Origin of the sequence: Gemmobacter fulvus, from assembly GCF_018798885.1 — a bacterium.
Classification (GTDB): Bacteria; Pseudomonadota; Alphaproteobacteria; order Rhodobacterales; family Rhodobacteraceae; genus Gemmobacter; species Gemmobacter fulvus.
Map to the genome: position 1 here is coordinate 134173 of NZ_CP076363.1, position 16089 is coordinate 150261.

The 16089-nt window shown below is 64.2% G+C and carries 16 protein-coding genes; 6 read left to right on the top strand and 10 right to left on the bottom strand.

Annotation, left to right across the window (positions count from 1 at the left end; all coding sequences use genetic code 11):
• Positions 1-269: 269 nt before the first annotated feature.
• From KM031_RS19120 to KM031_RS19140, 5 genes are all read right to left on the bottom strand, one after another.
• A complete protein-coding gene (locus KM031_RS19120) occupies positions 270-1670 on the bottom strand; it encodes a hypothetical protein (RefSeq protein WP_215505480.1) in 1401 nt (466 codons plus the stop codon).
• Positions 1667-3025 carry a CHAT domain-containing protein gene (locus KM031_RS19125; RefSeq protein WP_215505481.1) on the bottom strand — a complete coding sequence of 453 codons (1359 nt, stop codon included), beginning with the start codon at positions 3023-3025 and terminating at the stop codon, positions 1667-1669. The genes KM031_RS19120 and KM031_RS19125 overlap by 4 nt, the downstream gene beginning before the upstream one ends.
• Complete coding sequence (locus KM031_RS19130) at positions 3022-4374, bottom strand: hypothetical protein (RefSeq protein WP_215505482.1); 1353 nt, start codon at positions 4372-4374, stop codon at positions 3022-3024. The genes KM031_RS19125 and KM031_RS19130 overlap by 4 nt, the downstream gene beginning before the upstream one ends.
• A gap of 4 nt (positions 4375-4378) precedes the next feature.
• Entirely contained in the window at positions 4379-5677 is a 1299-nt protein-coding gene (locus KM031_RS19135; RefSeq protein WP_215505483.1) for a hypothetical protein, read from the bottom strand.
• A 122-nt stretch (positions 5678-5799) separates the two neighbouring features.
• The gene (locus KM031_RS19140; RefSeq protein ID WP_215505484.1) at positions 5800-7173 is read right to left on the bottom strand and encodes an aminotransferase-like domain-containing protein; all 1374 of its coding nucleotides are present in this window, start codon (positions 7171-7173) and stop codon (positions 5800-5802) included.
• 252 nt (positions 7174-7425) lie between these two features.
• Between KM031_RS19140 and KM031_RS19145 the strand changes: the two genes are divergently transcribed.
• The 3 genes from KM031_RS19145 (at position 7426) to KM031_RS19160 (ending at position 9450) form a co-directional block, all read left to right on the top strand.
• The gene (locus KM031_RS19145) at positions 7426-7908 is read left to right on the top strand and encodes an MSMEG_0572/Sll0783 family nitrogen starvation response protein (protein ID WP_215505485.1); all 483 of its coding nucleotides are present in this window, start codon (positions 7426-7428) and stop codon (positions 7906-7908) included.
• 295 nt (positions 7909-8203) lie between these two features.
• Positions 8204-8905: a hotdog family protein gene (locus tag KM031_RS19155; RefSeq protein ID WP_215505486.1), complete on the top strand. Its 702-nt coding sequence runs from the start codon at positions 8204-8206 to the stop codon at positions 8903-8905.
• A 182-nt stretch (positions 8906-9087) separates the two neighbouring features.
• Positions 9088-9450, top strand: coding sequence for a DUF983 domain-containing protein (locus tag KM031_RS19160; RefSeq protein ID WP_215505487.1), 363 nt, complete (start codon positions 9088-9090; stop codon positions 9448-9450).
• A 230-nt stretch (positions 9451-9680) separates the two neighbouring features.
• On the opposite strand, the gene KM031_RS19165 is transcribed toward KM031_RS19160, so the two are convergent.
• The gene (locus tag KM031_RS19165; protein ID WP_215505488.1) at positions 9681-9878 is read right to left on the bottom strand and encodes a hypothetical protein; all 198 of its coding nucleotides are present in this window, start codon (positions 9876-9878) and stop codon (positions 9681-9683) included.
• A gap of 190 nt (positions 9879-10068) precedes the next feature.
• Here KM031_RS19165 and KM031_RS19170 point away from each other — a divergent pair, with 190 nt between their 5' ends.
• Positions 10069-10386, top strand: coding sequence for an alpha/beta fold hydrolase (locus tag KM031_RS19170; protein WP_215505489.1), 318 nt, complete (start codon positions 10069-10071; stop codon positions 10384-10386).
• Positions 10387-10472: 86 nt separating this feature from the next.
• Here KM031_RS19170 and KM031_RS19175 read toward each other — a convergent pair whose 3' ends face one another.
• The 4 genes from KM031_RS19175 to KM031_RS19190 all read right to left on the bottom strand — a co-directional run bounded on the left by KM031_RS19175 (position 10473) and on the right by KM031_RS19190 (position 14469).
• On the bottom strand, positions 10473-11786 hold the full coding sequence (locus KM031_RS19175; RefSeq protein WP_215505719.1) for a TRAP transporter large permease: 1314 nt from the start codon (positions 11784-11786) through the stop codon (positions 10473-10475).
• Between the two features lie 4 nt (positions 11787-11790).
• On the bottom strand, positions 11791-12288 hold the full coding sequence (locus KM031_RS19180) for a TRAP transporter small permease (protein ID WP_215505490.1): 498 nt from the start codon (positions 12286-12288) through the stop codon (positions 11791-11793).
• A 50-nt stretch (positions 12289-12338) separates the two neighbouring features.
• Entirely contained in the window at positions 12339-13349 is a 1011-nt protein-coding gene (dctP, locus tag KM031_RS19185) for a TRAP transporter substrate-binding protein DctP (protein ID WP_215505491.1), read from the bottom strand.
• Positions 13350-13485: 136 nt separating this feature from the next.
• Positions 13486-14469 (bottom strand): LysR family transcriptional regulator, encoded by a 984-nt coding sequence (locus KM031_RS19190; RefSeq protein WP_215505492.1) that lies wholly within the window; start codon positions 14467-14469, stop codon positions 13486-13488.
• A 196-nt stretch (positions 14470-14665) separates the two neighbouring features.
• On the opposite strand from KM031_RS19190, the gene KM031_RS19195 reads away from it, so the two are divergent.
• Both KM031_RS19195 and KM031_RS19200 read left to right on the top strand, forming a co-directional pair.
• Positions 14666-15022, top strand: a complete 357-nt coding sequence (locus tag KM031_RS19195; protein ID WP_215505493.1) for a Dabb family protein — start codon at positions 14666-14668, stop codon at positions 15020-15022.
• A complete protein-coding gene (locus tag KM031_RS19200) occupies positions 15015-16082 on the top strand; it encodes a maleylacetate reductase (RefSeq protein ID WP_260692203.1) in 1068 nt (355 codons plus the stop codon). The genes KM031_RS19195 and KM031_RS19200 overlap by 8 nt, the downstream gene beginning before the upstream one ends.
• Positions 16083-16089: the final 7 nt, after the last annotated feature.

A 16089-nucleotide genomic window follows, 5' to 3' on the forward strand; every position in this document is an offset into this window, starting at 1 on the left:
CATCTATCCGCAGATCGAGATGCTGCGAGGTTGGCAACACCGAAACCGGCACCTCCTTGATCGACGCGGCCATCGCCGCCGAACCGGATGTGGCGCTGTTGGCGGGCTGGCAGGTCGGCGCGGCAGGCATCCCCGTCATTGTGGTGGATTGCAACGCTCGGGCCCGCGCGGGATGGACTGATCCTCCTGCCGTGCAATCGGGCGGGGTTCTGCACCCGGCGGCCATCAGGAAATGACCCTTCTGGCGCAGCACCCAGTCCGCCCTGTCCCTAGGCCATGGGCCGGGGCTGCGCGATGGTCACCGCAGGATCGCCCAGCAGCACAAGCGCGTCCCAGTCTTTCGCGGCAAGCTGCATGCGCAGCAGCGCGCCTTGGGTGGCGGCCCCTGCCGCCAGTTCCTCCACCGCATGGGCATAGCTGCCGGTCAGGCTGGCGCTGGCACGGCGACAGGCATCCAGCGCCATGCCCATCGGCTGGCCGGAAAACAACCCGGCATAAAGCGCCTCGATCAGTGGCATGGTCATGAACTGGCCGCTGTCGGGCGCGCGCAGGGTCCAGTCGAAGGTCGGCTCGACATGGCCGATGAAACCGCGCAGAGGCCGTTTCGCCCCCAGCAGCGCGCAGGGCAGCGGCGCGGTCATCGCGCCGCAATCCGCGACCCGCCGCAAGATTTGGCCCACATCGGTATCCGGTCCTACATAGCTGCCAAAGCTTGTTGTGCCATCGGCCCCGGCGCTGCAACAGGCATGCGCATACCAGATCGCCCCGTCTGGCGACCAGCCCGCCAGCACAGCCTGCGGATCGAGCACAGCATGGCCCCGGTCCACCGGCGCCCCAAGCTGTGCGCGCATCACGGCAAGATCGCCCAGCGGATGCGTGGCCCCATGGCTGGAAGTCACCACAAGCGCCGGGGTGCCGCGCTCCAATGCTGCAATCAGCCCGGCTGCGGTGCCGCGGTCATCGGTCAGGAAATCTAGGGTATAGTCGCCATCGTCCCGCAGCTTTTCCGCAAGCGGCGCCGTGACCGAGGCGCGCAACAGCGCGGTGATATCCGCCGCATCATGCACCACTGCCCACAACAGCTGGGCCAGCGGATCGGCGCTGCTTTGCCGCCAGTCGCTCAGCAAGGCCTCGACATGGTTTTCCAGCGCCACTCCCGCCAGATCGAGCCGCCCGGTGAAATGGTGGAACTGCAACGCATATTGCACCCGCCAAGGGATGATGGAGGGCGGCGCGACAATCAGCAGATAGCGCGGAATCTGGCCCGCACTATTGCCGTAATGCTGCGCCTGCCAGCTGATGTCTTGCCAGCTGCCATCCTCATGGTAACGACGCAGGGTTGCGGGCAGCCCCTCGGGCGTCCAGCGCAGCACGGTGCCGCCCCGCGCCGCCAGCAGCGCCGCAAGCGGTTCGGGATCGCTGGGCCAGAGCCCAGCCTTGCCGGGGCCGGGGGGCCGCGCATCATCCGGCAGCACCAGCCCCCAGCCGACCCGAGGGTCACGCCAGTTGCGCGGATCGACCGGCACCGGGGCCAGCAGGCGGCTTCGGTGCGGTGTATTCGCCGCCAGCAGCCGGGATCGAAGATCTGCGGCAACCGCGCTGGTATTCTGCGCCGCAGGCCCGGCCCAAGCGTTGATCTGCAGCGTTCCGGGCCAGGGCAGCGGGGTCATGACAGGTCTCCGATCTGACGATCCAGCGCGGCGATCCGTTGCGCAATCGCGCCGATAGCCCCGGCCTCCAGCGTTGCGGCTTGCGTTGCCAGAAATTCCGCCAGGACCTGCCGCTGCGTCTGCAATTCGGCCAGTTTCAGCGGATCCCCCGGATCCCCCGGCGTCAGGAAAAACGGATCCGGGCGCGTGAAGAACACGGGCAGCGACCAATCCTTCACCCGCGCCGTCACATCGACGCCGACCTGCGCGAAATGCTGCCGGATCGCCTCGCGCCCCGCACGCATGCTGCCGACCAGCCGCAGTTCCTGTGCGTTGCTATGCGCAAGCACCGTGCCGATCCGCGCCACCACATCGGACAGAAAGCCGCGCGTGAAGCTGTGCAGGATGCGCGCCTCGGCGGGTTCGCGCATACCCACCACGAAAGGCACCCCCGCCGAGACCAGTTCCGCCGCGACCGACCGAGAGCCCTCGGGCGCGCCCGCGCTGGAACAGGCGTTGAGCGTCACCAGCCAGGCCGTGGCCGGCAGGTGGGAACAGAGATCGACGGATGACAGTTCAAGCGCCGCCCCGCCTGCCGCCGACAGCAGCGTCGCCACCTCCAGCACCGCCCCGCCACCCGGATGCGCAATCCCGTGACAGAACAGATGCACGATCTGCGGCTGCGCCTGCGACACCTCGCGCAGCAGCGCGGCGGCGGTTGTCGGCACTTGGTGATGCGTGATCCGGCCATCGGCCGCCGCCGTGATGGCCGTGGCGACGCTGTCATCCGGGCTATAGACCCGCAGCCGCCACGGATGGCCATAGCCCCGCAGCGCGGCCACGAGTGCCGTATATTCGCACAAAGCGTCGATCCCGCGCGCGGCCAGAACTGCCACCACGCTCAGCCCCTCGGGGCCAAGCCGCCCGGTGGGGCGCGTGGCCGTTTCGGGCACCCGGATGACGCGCAGCACGGGCAGGCCCTGCGACAGATCGAGAAACCCCTTGCCCGCGTCCCACAACAGTTCCCACGGCAGATTGTGTGGCTGATCCAGAATCAGCGGAATGTGCAACCGCACCTCGCGCTCGGCGCTGCCCGCCGGGGCCTGAAACGATCCGTCCAGCGCCTGCGCCCCGTTGCCATGCTGGCGCAACCGATGCAGCAAAGCCCCACCCGCCGCCGTCAGGCATTCGGTGTCCTGCATCGGGTCGCTTGCCATCTGCCGAAGCGCGGCAAAGGGCGGGTCATCCGGGCTTTCCACCAGCACGGCATCCAGCCGTTCGGGCAGCGTGCCCGCAAAGGATTGCACCGTGAAATCATGGCGCAATGCGCCCGAAGCATCGGCTGTGCCGCGAATGGTCACCAGCACGCCGCTCATGGTTTGATGACCTTTTCCAGAAAATCGAGCGCAGCCTGCGCGCCCCGGTCACGCGCCTGATCCAGATCGCTGCGCGGTGTGGCCGATGACAGGCGCGCGCGCTGCCCGTCCAGAATCCGCCCTTTCAGGGCATCGGCGGGGCTGCGGCGCACTTCGTCGCTGAAACGGGCAGAGCCTGTGGTCCGCCCGCCCTCTGGCGGATCGAAAAGCCATTTGATCTGCCCCTTTGGCAAGGCCCGGTCGGTCATAGGTGCCCCGAAGCTCAGGATCCGGTCGCCGGTCACATCGGGCGCATACAACGCCTCGGTCGCGTCGGAAGCCACGGTCAACGCGGGATGCAGATAACAGGGCAGCGCCAGAGGGGCAGATGCGTCCAGCCCCTCGCCCACCAGCAACGTCCGCCACAGCGCGGCCAGCATATCCATCGGGCGGTCTGTATCGTCGATCAGGATCGGGCCGGGCCGCAGCCAGGCAAGCTCATGCACCAGCCGGTGAATGCCCTCGGTGCGGGTCGCAGCACCAAGCGGCGTGAAGCCCATAATCGCACAGCCGAGCCGGTCGTAGAACGCGGCCAGCGCGTCGATCTCGACAAAATCCACCCCGTCCGCCGCCCCGCGACCCAAGGGCGATTGCGTCAGGGCAAGCGCCCCCCGGCCCCCTGCGGAAAAGCCCGGGCAGAGGAATTGCACCGCATCCACCCCGGCTCCGGCATGATGGGTTGCAATCCATGCCAGCCAGGGATTGAGCGGACCGTGCGCCACCGCAGCCTCGCTGCTGTCGTCCGGATCCGGCAAGGTGATCGCAACCCCCTTGGTGCGCACCAGATCGTCAACCAGACCCGACAGAGAGGCGCGGGAGCCCGCATCGGCAAAAACCGTGATCTCGATCAGCGGCAGCATGTCCCGCCGGGCTGTTCCCAGCGCCGTGAGCGTGCGCGACAGCGCCGCGTGCAAATCCGGTGAGCCTGTTGCACAAATCGCCAGCCGGAAACGCAACTTGGGCCGCCACGGGTTCTTGAGGAAGTTCGGAATGCGCAGCACCGAGCGGCCGGTGCGTGCGGCCAACACCGCCTCCCACGGGTAAAGCGCCGCAAGAAGCGCATTGCGATCGGTTTGCAGCCACAATGGCGCACCGGGCGCGGCCTCGGCATCAAGCGCTACCACTTGCGCGCCGATCCGCTCGGGCAAGTCGTGCGATCCGCCCATCGCTGACAGGGGCGTCAGCACTTCGGGGCCAAGCACCTCGGCTCCGATATAGGCTTGCGTCACGATGACCGGCGCATCACCGGACAGGCGCACCCCACAGCGCAACGTCGCAAGGTCATTCTCGTTGCGCAGCATCATCGCCATGGCGCTAACGCAGCTGATTCAGCGCGGCCCACCATGTCCGCGCGTTGTTCACACAGCCATGGCCGTCGATCCCGTTCGCGCCATTCAACCCCAAAAGCCGCACCGCGCCGGGCTGCGGCGCAAAAGCCGCGCCGGCATCGGGCAGAGCGATGATTGCAGACTCGCCGGGGGCCAGCGTCTGCGGACCATAACCGCCAAGCGCGGCATAACGGCTGACAGCGCCCGCCGCCGCGATCTCGGTCAGATCCTTTGCGCGGCGACAGACCAGATGGAAGATACGATAGAGCGGCACATCCTTGTTCGAGTATGTGGCCATGACCGGGCGCTCCACCCGCGACAGAACCGGGCGACAGGCGCCGGGCTGGCCGTTCACATCGGGCGAAAACGCCTGATGGTTCATCGCTGGCTGGAACAGCGTGACGCTTTGCGCCTTGCGCGCGGCCCCCGCGTGCAGCAGCCCCGCCGTAACGACCTTGGCACCGTAGGAATGGCCAAAAAGATGCAGCCGGGCATCGGTTTCCTGCAACAGACGCTTCAGCGTGTCCGCAACGCCGTTCTTGCCGACAACCCCGGCCCGGTCCTTCATCTTCAGCACCGTCGCCGCGCGCAGGATCATGCGCGGATCAAAGCGGAAGACGCCAGCCATCGCCACATCGCCATCCGGGGCGGGCGCGCCGAAGTCGGAAAACCCACCCGCAGGCGGCGCGGTGCCAGCTTCGCTGTTCTTGACGGCAGTCCAAGCCTCCAGAAGGTCTTGTGCGCTGTAGGGCGTGCTGTCCACCTCGTCTTCGGTGTTTGGCAGGGTCATCGCCAGATCTTCGGCAACCCTGCGCGCCAGACTGTTGTCCACGGCCTTGCCGTCTTTCAGCGCCAACGCCACCTCGGCGCGGGTTTCAGGCGACAGAAGCGCCAGCATTTCGCCAAAATCCTCTGTCTCCGATGTCGCCAGAATGTCGGGCGCCTGATCCTTGGGCCAGACAAGGATGGTGCTGGGCCAGATCACCCCGACAAACACCGGCTTGACCTCCGGGCGCAGCACATGCGGATGCGCCTTTGCCGTATCGCTGATGCCGGTTAAAAACGCCTCATACCGTGCCTTGGCGGTCGGAAAGTCATTGTTCCAGCCATGGCTGTAAAACAGCACATCGGTGATCTTTTCCTTCACCACATGGGCCATCAGGTGGTCCAGCGACTGGGGCGAGAGCAACTGCCCCTGCTTGTCATACCGGATCATGTAAAAGGCGACGGTTTGATTGAAGATCCCGTCAAAGGTCGAAATGGGGCCGACGAAGTCAGTGGGCATGGGACCATACCTTATAATGAATTCAGCCAAAGAATCCCTCAAATGTAGCGTAGGGTCAGGCAGCAATCAATCTGCACGTGCGCACTCAAGGGTCTCTGCTCCGCGCGAACCGGCGGTCGCCGTCAGCCCAACCAGACTTCGCCGTTCAGGGTATTGGCGAGGAAGGACAGGCCATGGCGCAGGCCTTCCCGGCTGATCGAGCCGCCAAGGCAGATGCGCACATGCTCATCGGGTGTGCCCAGAACCGTGAAGGCATCCGAGGGCATCAGACCAATGCCATGCCCGTTCATCCGCCCCATCAACTCGGCCCGGCTGACCCCCTCAGGCAACTTCAGCCAGATATTGAAGGCATGCCGGTCGGCGTCGAACTGAAAGCCCTGCAACACCTTCTCGGCAATCTCCTGTCGGGCGGTGCTCTCGGCGCGGATGAAGCGGCAGATGCGGTCGGCGGTGCCATCCTCGATCCAGCGGGTCACCAGCGCCATCGACAGGGGCGAGGCCATGACATTGGTCACCCGCAGGGTTTGCGCGAGCTGATATGAGGATCGGCTGTCGGGCGCGATGGCAAAGGCAAGCCGCAAGCCCGCGCCGATGCACTTGGCCAACCCGCCGATGTGCCAGGTCAGCGCAGGCACCAGCGTTGCAAAGGGCGCAGGGGCGTTCGGCTGGATGAAGCCGTAGGCATCATCCTCGATCAGCGGCAGGCTGTGGCGTTGCAGGATCTCGGCAATTTCCATACGCCGCGCCGCCGGGATCGTCCGCGTGGTCGGGTTGTGCAATGTCGGGTTCAGATACAGCACCTTTGGCTTGTGCAGCAGGATTGCCGCCGCCAGCGCATCGGGCAGAATGCCGGACACGTCAACCGGCAGGCCGATCAGGGTCAGACCCGCGCGCGCAGCGATGGAGCGCAAGCCGGGATAGGTGACCGCCTCGCAGAGAATGGTATCGCCCGGCGAGGCCAGAATGCTCAGCACAGCAACCATCGTGGCATGGGCGCCGGGCGTCACGGCGATGCGGTCCAGATTGGGCACCATGCCGCGCATCGACAACCACGACAGCGCCGCCGCCCGGTCCATCTCGGACCCGACGGTCGATTGATACCGCAGCAGCGGCACCAGATTGGCACCCACGGTGTCCAGCCCCGCACGCATCGCGGCCAGAAGCGCCGGATCATCCGGTTCCGGCGGCGCGTTCATCGACAGATCTTGCTCGCGCGTGCGCCGTGGGTCGGCGGTCGGACCAGTGGCCCCCGGACGCGCGCGGACAAAGGTGCCGCGCCCGACATGGCTTTCCACCAGCCCGCGCGACTGTGCTTCGGTATAGGCACGGCTGATCGTGGTGAAATCCAGCCCCAGAACCTCGGCCAGCCGTCGCTGCGGTGGAAGCCGATCCCCGGCTGACAGCACACCACTGGCGGCATCACGTTCGATGGCATCGGCAATTTCCAGATACCGCGGCTTGCCACTTGTGCCGAAGGTGGGGGCCCAGGATGTCATGTTCTGCTCCGGCATTTGCGCATTGACTGTATTTGTATGAATCGTCGCCCTGGCGCGAAATGACAAGCCGATTGTGCCCTGCGCGCCAGGGCTTTGATTGCGGGCTGCCGGTTTTTAGGCCCAAGCGACCAGTTTTCAATCCCTCCGCTCGGTGACGAGCCGTTCCGCAAAGCTATATTGTATGTAAAGTTGATTCAGCCATTGATCGCACCATGCACCCTGATCTCATCCCAACCCGAACAGGAGTGCCCGATGCCCGCAGTCACCCACGCAGCCAACAAGCCCGGTGATTTTATCGTCGATAACGAAACGAAGGTCTTTGAAGACGTTAAGGCCGATCCGGGCGACAAGGCGCTTGTCACCTTTCACACCATGGCCTTTGAAGGTCCGATCGGGCCAATGAACAAGCTGAACGCCATCCGCCTGACCAAGAAGGCGTTTGACACCTCGATCCTGCTCTATGGCCCCGGGGCCTTGCTGGGGGTGCAGCGCGGCTTCCCCAAGATCGGCGATGAGGCGTTTCCGGGCCACCAGAACTTCAACACGAATCTGGAGCGGTTCATGGCCGAGCGTGGCAGGGTCTACGCCTGTCGCTTTGCGCTTCAGGCGCTCTATGGCACGGGCGAGCCTGCGCTGATCCCCGGCATCACGCCGATCATGCCGCAGGCCGTGCTGGACTGCATCCTGCTCCACAAAAAAGCCAATGCTGTGATCATCGACACCTGGACGGTCTGATCCATGCGGCCCGCCAGACCGGCGGGCCAGCTCAATACCCCAAAGGACAGTGCCATGCCGAAGATGCCCGTCATCGGCTTTCGTCCGGATTATCGCTGGCTGGAAGTGGGATGTTTTGATGCACATGTCAGACCCGCCTATCGCCGGGGTGTCACAGATGTGCGTGGGTCTATTTCATCAGCTTGGGCTGGCTGAACACGTGAGGTTCAGGACGGTTTCTGGGCATTGACGAAGACGCCCGCCACTTGGCCGAACAGATCGCGCAGTACGCAACCGCCGCAATGCAGGCCGCAGAATGAAACATGCGCCGTTCCATCAGGCCGATGCCGTGGAGCAGCGCCGCATGGGCATGGCGGAATGTGGCTGGCGCGGACTGTCCGACGGCTGGATGCTGCGGCACCTTGGTGATCTGCACTGGCGGCTGATCGCGGTCGCGCTTGGCCAGCAGACGACGATCTTTGCCGCTGCCGAAGGCGCGCCGGTCTATGCCGCCTTCGGCGTCATATCCGAACGTATCCTGCATCCCGCGCGCGCCCGTCCCGGCGCGATGATGACGATTGCCGCGCGCTTGCGGCGTCTGTCGCCCAAACGGCTGGTGTCGTTTCATCACCTGAGCATCGGTGAGACGCTGTTTGCCGAAGTGACCATGATCACGGCCTTCGTCCGGCACGGTGAGGCGAGCGGCAATGCCCATCTCCCCCGCGCGCAGCCGCAGGGGCATCTGGACCTGCTGCCGATGGCGCCGGGAGCGGATCGCGGCTTTGTCGATCAGGCCGCCCGGCTCTATCGTGGCTGGGCGGCGACGGAGCCGCTACCGCGGCACGAGGTCGATGTCACCCCCCCTGCCCACAACCGATTTCAATGCGGCGGGGCTGCTTGTATTGCGCCAATTATCCCGCGCTGGCAGACCGTGCGGAATGGCAACTGCGCCCTGACATGGCGCGGCGCCCGCTGGTGGCGCGCGACATCGTCTATCTGGGAATGTCGATCCGGGTGAGTGTGTCACGTCGACCTTAGGACATCATCCACAGACCCCGGACCGGCGCGTGGTCACACTGGCCAGCCGGGGCCGCATCATTGCGAGAATCGTCACCGGCAAATCAGGTTGATTCAGAGACAATCCGCCGCATTGTATGCAATCAATTATTGCGTATGATTGGGTCATCAGGAGATGAGTCCATGCAAGATGCACCGCGCCACCACAAATCAGCCATCTACCACGGCTTCCGGCACAGCTGCCCCAGCTGCGGTCAGGGCAAGCTGTTCAAAAGCTACCTGAAAGTGGCCCACGCCTGCGCCATCTGCGGTCAGAGCTTTACCGCGCAAAAGGCCGATGATGGCCCGGCCTATTTCACCATCCTGATCATGTGCCATATCGCAGGGTTCATGCTGCATGCGATGATCGTGCATACTGATGTCGGCCCGTGGCAGACTGCGCTTCTGATCAGTGGCATCGTCATTGCCGGAAGCCTGCTGTTGCTGCCCCGGATCAAGGGGGCGATGATCGGCTGGCAATGGGCTGACCGGCTGCACGGGTTCTGAACCCGCAAAACGCCCGCGGCCTACGCGGGCGTTTGCTGCTCTGAAAGGCTTTGCTATGCCGACGGCCGTCAACCCGTCACCAACCAGCGCAGCGATCTTTTCAACAAAGGCGGCATAGTCGGCAAGCCCGACCGTCAGCCCTTGATGCCTGCGGCGGTCTGGAACTGCTGAAACTCGGGGGCTGCATCGCGGTGAAATGCGTCATCGCCGAAACGCCAATGGCATGACCATCAGGCGCTGCGGCGCGGACGGCTGATCACATCCTTCGCCACGACAGCCAAGGCGCGCGCAAACATATCAGATGCACCGCCAAGCGCATTCAACACCGCCACCCCGATGGGTCTCGGAGGCCAATCCATCGCATCCTGGGCCATGCTGGCAAGGCCGAAGGCTGCAATGCAGGCTCGGCCCAGGTTGAAAAGGATCAACTCATCGCTCCTGCGTTGAAGGGTCTGCGCCTTTTGCCTGCAGTGCGCTTGCGACAATTTGCATATAATATTCAATCATAATCCAGCGATTGCTTGGTTAATGCCTGATCAATTGTTGGGCATGGCCAACTGTTCAAAACGGGGCTGATCCAATAGGCTTTGCGCAATCCAATGCCCTGACCCACGCGCTGTGCCTGCCAGCCATCGGACCGGGCCATCCGCCCTGCCCGCGGCGCCTTTCAAGGAGTTTTCCGATGCCCAACCCCGCGCTCTTGTTCTGATCCATGGCGCGGGCCATGGCGGTTGGCTCTGGGCGCGGGTCCATGACCGGCTGCACGGCAAAGACCACCGGGTTTTCACCCCGACCCTGACGGGTTTGGGCGAGCGGTCGCATCTGCTGAGCCCCGCTGTCACGCTCGACACCCATGTCGCCGATGTGGTGAACTTGTTCGAATGGGAAGACCTGACGACGCGGTTCTGGTGGGCCATTTCTATGCGGGCTGGGTGATTTCTGCCGCAATGGAGCGGCACGAATGACGCTGCCCCCGGAGTTGGTCCGGGGGCAGCAGGGCAGTCGTTTTTCCGGCAGTGCCGTCAGCGCATGGCCATCGGCAGCCATAGCGCCAGATCCGGCACCAGCGTCAGCAACCCAATCAGCACCAGCGTGCAGAGAATGAACGGCGCCGAGGCCAGAACCACCTCGCGCATCGTCGTGCCGCGTGGTGCCACACCCAGCATGACGAACAGCAGCAGCCCGAACGGCGGCGTTGCAAGGCTGAGCTCCAGCGCGAGCAACATGACGATACCGAACCAGACCGGATCAAACCCATAGATCCCGACCAGCGGCATGAAGATCGGCAGCGTCAGCATCATGATCGACAGCTGATCCATGAACATGCCCAGAATGATCAGGACAATCAGCATGGCCAGCAGCATCGCGTAGGCCGACAGCTCGAACCCGGTCGAAAACGCGATCAGCCCCTGTGACGCCCCGGAAAAGGCGAGGATCTGTGAAAAGGTGGTGGAGCCGAGAATGATCATCAGCATCATCGCCGAGACTTTGACCGAGCCTTGCAGCGCCCGGATGATGACCTGCATGTTCAGCTTGCGATAGGCGGCGGCAAGGATCAGCACCGCTGCCGTGCCGCAGGCTGCGGATTCTGTCGGCGTGGCCCAGCCCAGCAGGATCATGCCCACCACGGCAAACACCACCAGACCCATCGGCAACACATCGCGGATCAGCCCGCCCAGCACCTCGTTCAGGCTGTGCTTCTCGGTCTGATAGGGGGGTGCTGCCTCGGGGTCGAGGCGGATCATCAGCCAGATGGTCACGACGTAAAAGATCGCAAGGATCAGGCCGGGGATCATTCCGGCAATCAGCAGCGCCCCCACGTCGATCCGCGCCAGTGACCCGAGCAGAACCGCCAGAGACGACGGCGGGATGATCATGGCAAGGCCGCCGGTGGCGATGATCGGGCCCATCACGATGTATTTCTTGTAGCCGCGTTTCAGCATGTCGGGCATCAGCGTGGTGCCCAGCATCGCGGTATTGGCCATGGACGAGCCGGACAAGGTGGCAAAGATCGTGCCGCCGCCCACCGTCAGATAGGCCAGCCGCCCTCGGATGCCGCCAAAGCATTTGTCCAGCGCGTTGAACACGCCGATGGCCAGACCCGAGTGAAACAGCAACTCGCCCATGACCAGAAACAATGGCACCGGCGCCAGCGTGAAGCTGGTCACCGAGACGGTGGCATTGGTCAGCAATTGCTCGACCCCGGCCATGCCTCCCATCAAGACGATCACCCCCGCCATGTTGATGATCAGAAAGGCCACGGCCACCGGCATGCCCAGCAGCATCAGCACAACAAGCCCGCCGATCAGAAAGGCGGTCGCTTCATACCATTCCATCATGTCAATGCTCCCCCCCGGCGCCGGTATAGCTTTCGCCGCGCAGGAACATGCGCAGGAACTCTGTTGCCATCAGGGCAAAGCCTGCGGCCATGAACGCATAGAGCAGCCAGCCCGGCAGATCGACCGAGCGCATGTCGATGGTGCCGACCTGCCACTGATGCAGGGCGATGCTGCCCGAGACCCAGGCCAGAACCGCCACCGCCAGCGCGGCGATGATAACAACGATCCGGCTCGCCACCCGCTGCACCGCCGTCGGGGCCAACCCGATGATCGACGAGAGGGACACATGGCCATTGATGCGGACAAGCCAGGGCGCGGCGGCCATGGTGCTGAAAAGCAGCGCATATTCGACAACGGCGCTAGTGGAGGTCAGTTGTGGAAGCCCAAGGTTGCGGCTGAACACGTCATAGATGATCAGCGCTGTGATGATGGCAAGGCTGGCGGCACCTGCGGCGGCCAGCCCGATGACGCAGCGGTCATAGAGGCGGAGGAGGGTCATAGGAATGTCCTGGCAAGGGACCGGGTCCGAAGACCCGGTGCTTGGCGAAATCAACGCGAGAAATAGAGCGCACGCAGTTCATCGGCATAGGGCGACCCCGAAGCCTTCAGGCGGTTCCACACCGCATCATGCGCCGCGTCGACATAGGCCTTGCCAGCCTCGCCTTCGATCCTGGCGACCTTCATGCCATTCGCTTCAAAGCGGGCATTCACGTCGGCTGTCAGCTTTTGCCATTCGGTATAGCCGCTGGCCTCGAATTCGATCGCCACTTCAGACAGGATCCGGCGCGCATCCTCGCTGAGCGCCGACCATTTTGCGGGCGCGATATAGATGCCAAGATCAGATTGCAGGAAGCCCGGATCAACCCGGTATTTCAGGAAACGGTCCCAGTTCCAGCCTTCAATGGCAGAGGGCGGATAGCCCAGACCGTCAAAGGTGCCGCGCTCCAGCCCGGTATAGACATCCGGCACCGGAATGCTGACCGGCACCGCACCGAGGCTTTCATAAAAGGCGTTATAGAGCGGCGAGGCGCGCAGGCGCTTGCCGGTCAGATCAAGCTGGCCATCCGCCGTGCGGGCTGGTTCCTCCAGCAGATAGATGTGCAGCGGTGCGGCCGGGGCAAAGCGGGCCAGCACATGAATGTTCAGCTTTTCCGCTGCGGCCTTCTGCATCAGGGCAAAGCCGCCATTCGCGCGCGAAACGGTCGGTTCAAGGTCGCTGCCGACCCAGGCATCGGCCTCGGGCATGGAGCCGAGCGCATAGCTGATCGGGCCGAAGGTCATGTCGATGACGCCGCGCCCTACGGCTTCGATCTGCTGCATGCCCGGAACGATTTCCGGCCCGCCCACCACGTCGATCCGCACGATACCTTTGCCACGCTCATTCACCGCTTCGGCAAAGCGGCTGTAGAACTGGGTGGTATTGTCGCTGGAGGGAAAGGCGGTGAGCGAGCGCAGCACGTCCTCGGCCAGTGCTGCCGTGCCGCTCAGGGCGCCGACGGCAACGGCGGCAAGAGCAAGCGCGGCATGGCGCAGTCTGTGGGTGGGGGGGAAAGCGGTCATGGTCATTCTCCTGTCGGATACGTTTTTTATGGGTGCAATGCAGTTGATCCGCATTGATATGTTACGCTAGCACGTGACTTTTCATGTATTATTGCGAAGTTTGCAAAACACACTTCTTCGTGCTGCGAGGTTGGTATCAGGAGCCCGCGCAGCATTCAGCGGCGGGTTCCGGCATGATCTGCGGCGCGCGCCCTGCCCCGGTCAGATGGCTTCCCCATTGGGTTTCAAAGGCATTTTCACGAAAATGCGCCACCAGCGCGTCGATGAACAGGCGCGCGCGCATAGGCAGGAAGCTGCGGGTCGGATAGGCGACATTCATCGTCAGCCCGCGCGGCACCCAGTCCGGCAAGATCGGCACCAGACGCCCGGCGCGCAGATCGTCGTGGATGATATAGGCGGGCTGAATCAGGATCCCCATGCCCCCCAAGGCCGCGTCGCGCAGGATCTGCCCGTCATTGGCCACCAGATCGCCGCTCACGTGCTGGCGGCATGTTCTGGTGCTGTCGGTCAGGGTCAGTACATCCCAATCCTCTGCCAGCGAATAGAGCAGCAGGCGGTGCCTTTGCAGATCTTCGGGGGTTTCGGGCGTGCCGTGCTGGTCAAGATAGGCCGGAGCGGCGGCCAGCACGCGTGGCACCTCGGCCAGTTTGCGGATGGTCACCGAACTGTCCGCCTCGGCTCGCCGGGTGCGGATCGCAAGATCAAGGCCGTTTTCGATGATGTCGCAGTAACGGTTCGAGGCCTGAAGCTCGATCCGCACCAAGGGATAGCGCGCCTTGTAGGCGTGAATGACCGGCATCAGATGCAATAGCGCAAAGGACAGCGAGGCGCCGATCCGCAATGTGCCAAAGGGTTCGGCGGCGCCACGGATCACGCTTTCCTCGGCCTCGCGCAGGCTGTTGAGGATTTCGCGCACATTCTGGGCAAAGCTTTCACCTTCCGAGGTCAGCGACATCTGCCGGGTGGTGCGCTGCACCAGCCGCACGCCCAGCCGGGTTTCCAGCGCCGAAAGGGTGCGGCTGACCCCGGACACCGACAGGCCCAGCACCTCGGAGGCGCGGGTCAGGTTTGCCTCTTCCGCAATGGCCGAAAAGATCTGAAGCTCTGTAATCCGGTCCATAGGCACACCCATCGTCAATTTACAGTAATATTACTGTAACAGGCTTGCGGCGAATCAGCTACATTTGTTTGGCAGCCATGAATCTTTGCTGAGCCTGCAAGAATGTTTCGCAAATTGCGTGATTTATCCTGCAATTATGCGGTGCAACTGTAGTGCATCCGGGGTTGGCCCGGCCCGTCTGATACCGGAGCACCCTATGACCGACACCAAGGATTTGCCGATCTGCCACATCGTGATGTGGGATGTCGCTGGCAACTCTGATGCCGAAAAACGCGCCGCCGTCGAAACGGTCCGCGCCGAGTTCGAGGCGCTGCGCGGCTGCATCCCGGGGATGACCCGGCTGGAGATCGGCGTGGATATCAGCGGCGTCGACTATGCCTGCGACATGCTGCTGCTGAGCGAGTTCGACAGCGAAGCGGCGCTGGCGGCCTATGCGGCCCACCCCGCACATCTGGCCGTGCGCGACCGGCTGACCGGGGTGCGGATCGCCCGGCATCAGGTGGATTTTCCGATACACCGCCCGCTGAACACAAAGGAGACAGCCGGTGATTGAGCAAGGTTTTGTCTATAGTGGCAACCCCGCGCGGGTGGTTTTCGGCTTTGGCACCACTGCGGCGCTGCCCGAGGAGATGGCCCGTCTGGGCACCCGCCGCGCGCTGATCCTGACCACCCCGGCGCAAGAGGATGCGGGGCAAAAGCTGGCCGATCTGCTGGGCGAGACTGCGGTCGGCGTCTTTCCGGGCGCGGTCATGCACACGCCGGTGGATGTCAGCGATCTTGCCGCCGACCGGGCGCGGCAGATCAAGGCGGATGTGGTGGTGGCGATCGGCGGCGGCTCCACCACCGGGCTGGGCAAGGCGATTGCGCTGCGCACCGGCCTGCCACAGATCGTGCTGCCCACCACCTATGCCGGGTCAGAGATGACGCCGATCCTGGGCGAAACCTCGGGCGGGCAAAAGCGCACGCAGACAACGGCAAAGGTGCTGCCACAGGTGGTGATCTATGATGTGGAACACACCATGGGCCTGCCCGTGGCGCTGTCGGGCGCCAGCGGCATCAACGCCATCGCCCATGCCGTCGAGGCGCTGTATGCGCGCGAGGCCAATCCGGTGATCAGCCTGATGGCGGCGGAAGGCATCGGCGCGCTGGCCCGCGGCCTGCCCGCCATCGCGCAGGATCCGGCGAACCGCAAGGCCCGGGCCGATGCGCTTTATGGTGCTTGGCTCTGCGGGATCTGCCTGGGGTCGGTGGGCATGGCACTGCATCACAAGCTGTGTCACACGCTTGGCGGCTCGTTCGATCTGCCCCATGCCGAAACCCATACGCTGATCCTTCCACATGCGCTGGCCTACAACGCGCCCGCCGCGCCTGAGGCGATGGCACGTCTGCGCACCGTGCTGGGCGCGGATCCGGCTTTGGCACTGTTTGATCTGGGTCGCGCTGTCGGCGCGCCCGCGTCGCTTGCGGCGCTGGGAATGCCCGCTGACGGAATCGCGCGCGCCGTCGACCTGGCGCTGTCGAACCCCTATTGGAACCCCCGTCCGCTGGAACGCGACGCCCTGACCGCGCTGATCCAGCGCGCTCATGCGGGTGCTCCGCCGCTTGCCGCCTGAGGAGACC

What these genes read in the sequence shown, in the direction of transcription:
- KM031_RS19160 (WP_215505487.1), top strand. Translation starts at nt 9,088, where the DNA reads ATGCAAGATGCACCGCGCCACCACAAATCAGCCATCTACCACGGCTTC.
- KM031_RS19190 (WP_215505492.1), bottom strand. Translation starts at nt 14,469, where the DNA reads ATGGACCGGATTACAGAGCTTCAGATCTTTTCGGCCATTGCGGAAGAG.
- KM031_RS19195 (WP_215505493.1), top strand. Translation starts at nt 14,666, where the DNA reads ATGACCGACACCAAGGATTTGCCGATCTGCCACATCGTGATGTGGGAT.
- KM031_RS19130 (WP_215505482.1), bottom strand. Translation starts at nt 4,374, where the DNA reads ATGGCGATGATGCTGCGCAACGAGAATGACCTTGCGACGTTGCGCTGT.
- KM031_RS19135 (WP_215505483.1), bottom strand. Translation starts at nt 5,677, where the DNA reads ATGCCCACTGACTTCGTCGGCCCCATTTCGACCTTTGACGGGATCTTC.
- KM031_RS19120 (WP_215505480.1), bottom strand. Translation starts at nt 1,670, where the DNA reads ATGACCCCGCTGCCCTGGCCCGGAACGCTGCAGATCAACGCTTGGGCC.
- KM031_RS19140 (WP_215505484.1), bottom strand. Translation starts at nt 7,173, where the DNA reads ATGACATCCTGGGCCCCCACCTTCGGCACAAGTGGCAAGCCGCGGTAT.
- KM031_RS19155 (WP_215505486.1), top strand. Translation starts at nt 8,204, where the DNA reads ATGAAACATGCGCCGTTCCATCAGGCCGATGCCGTGGAGCAGCGCCGC.
- KM031_RS19145 (WP_215505485.1), top strand. Translation starts at nt 7,426, where the DNA reads ATGCCCGCAGTCACCCACGCAGCCAACAAGCCCGGTGATTTTATCGTC.
- KM031_RS19180 (WP_215505490.1), bottom strand. Translation starts at nt 12,288, where the DNA reads ATGACCCTCCTCCGCCTCTATGACCGCTGCGTCATCGGGCTGGCCGCC.
- KM031_RS19125 (WP_215505481.1), bottom strand. Translation starts at nt 3,025, where the DNA reads ATGAGCGGCGTGCTGGTGACCATTCGCGGCACAGCCGATGCTTCGGGC.
- dctP (WP_215505491.1), bottom strand. Translation starts at nt 13,349, where the DNA reads ATGACCGCTTTCCCCCCCACCCACAGACTGCGCCATGCCGCGCTTGCT.
- KM031_RS19175 (WP_215505719.1), bottom strand. Translation starts at nt 11,786, where the DNA reads ATGGAATGGTATGAAGCGACCGCCTTTCTGATCGGCGGGCTTGTTGTG.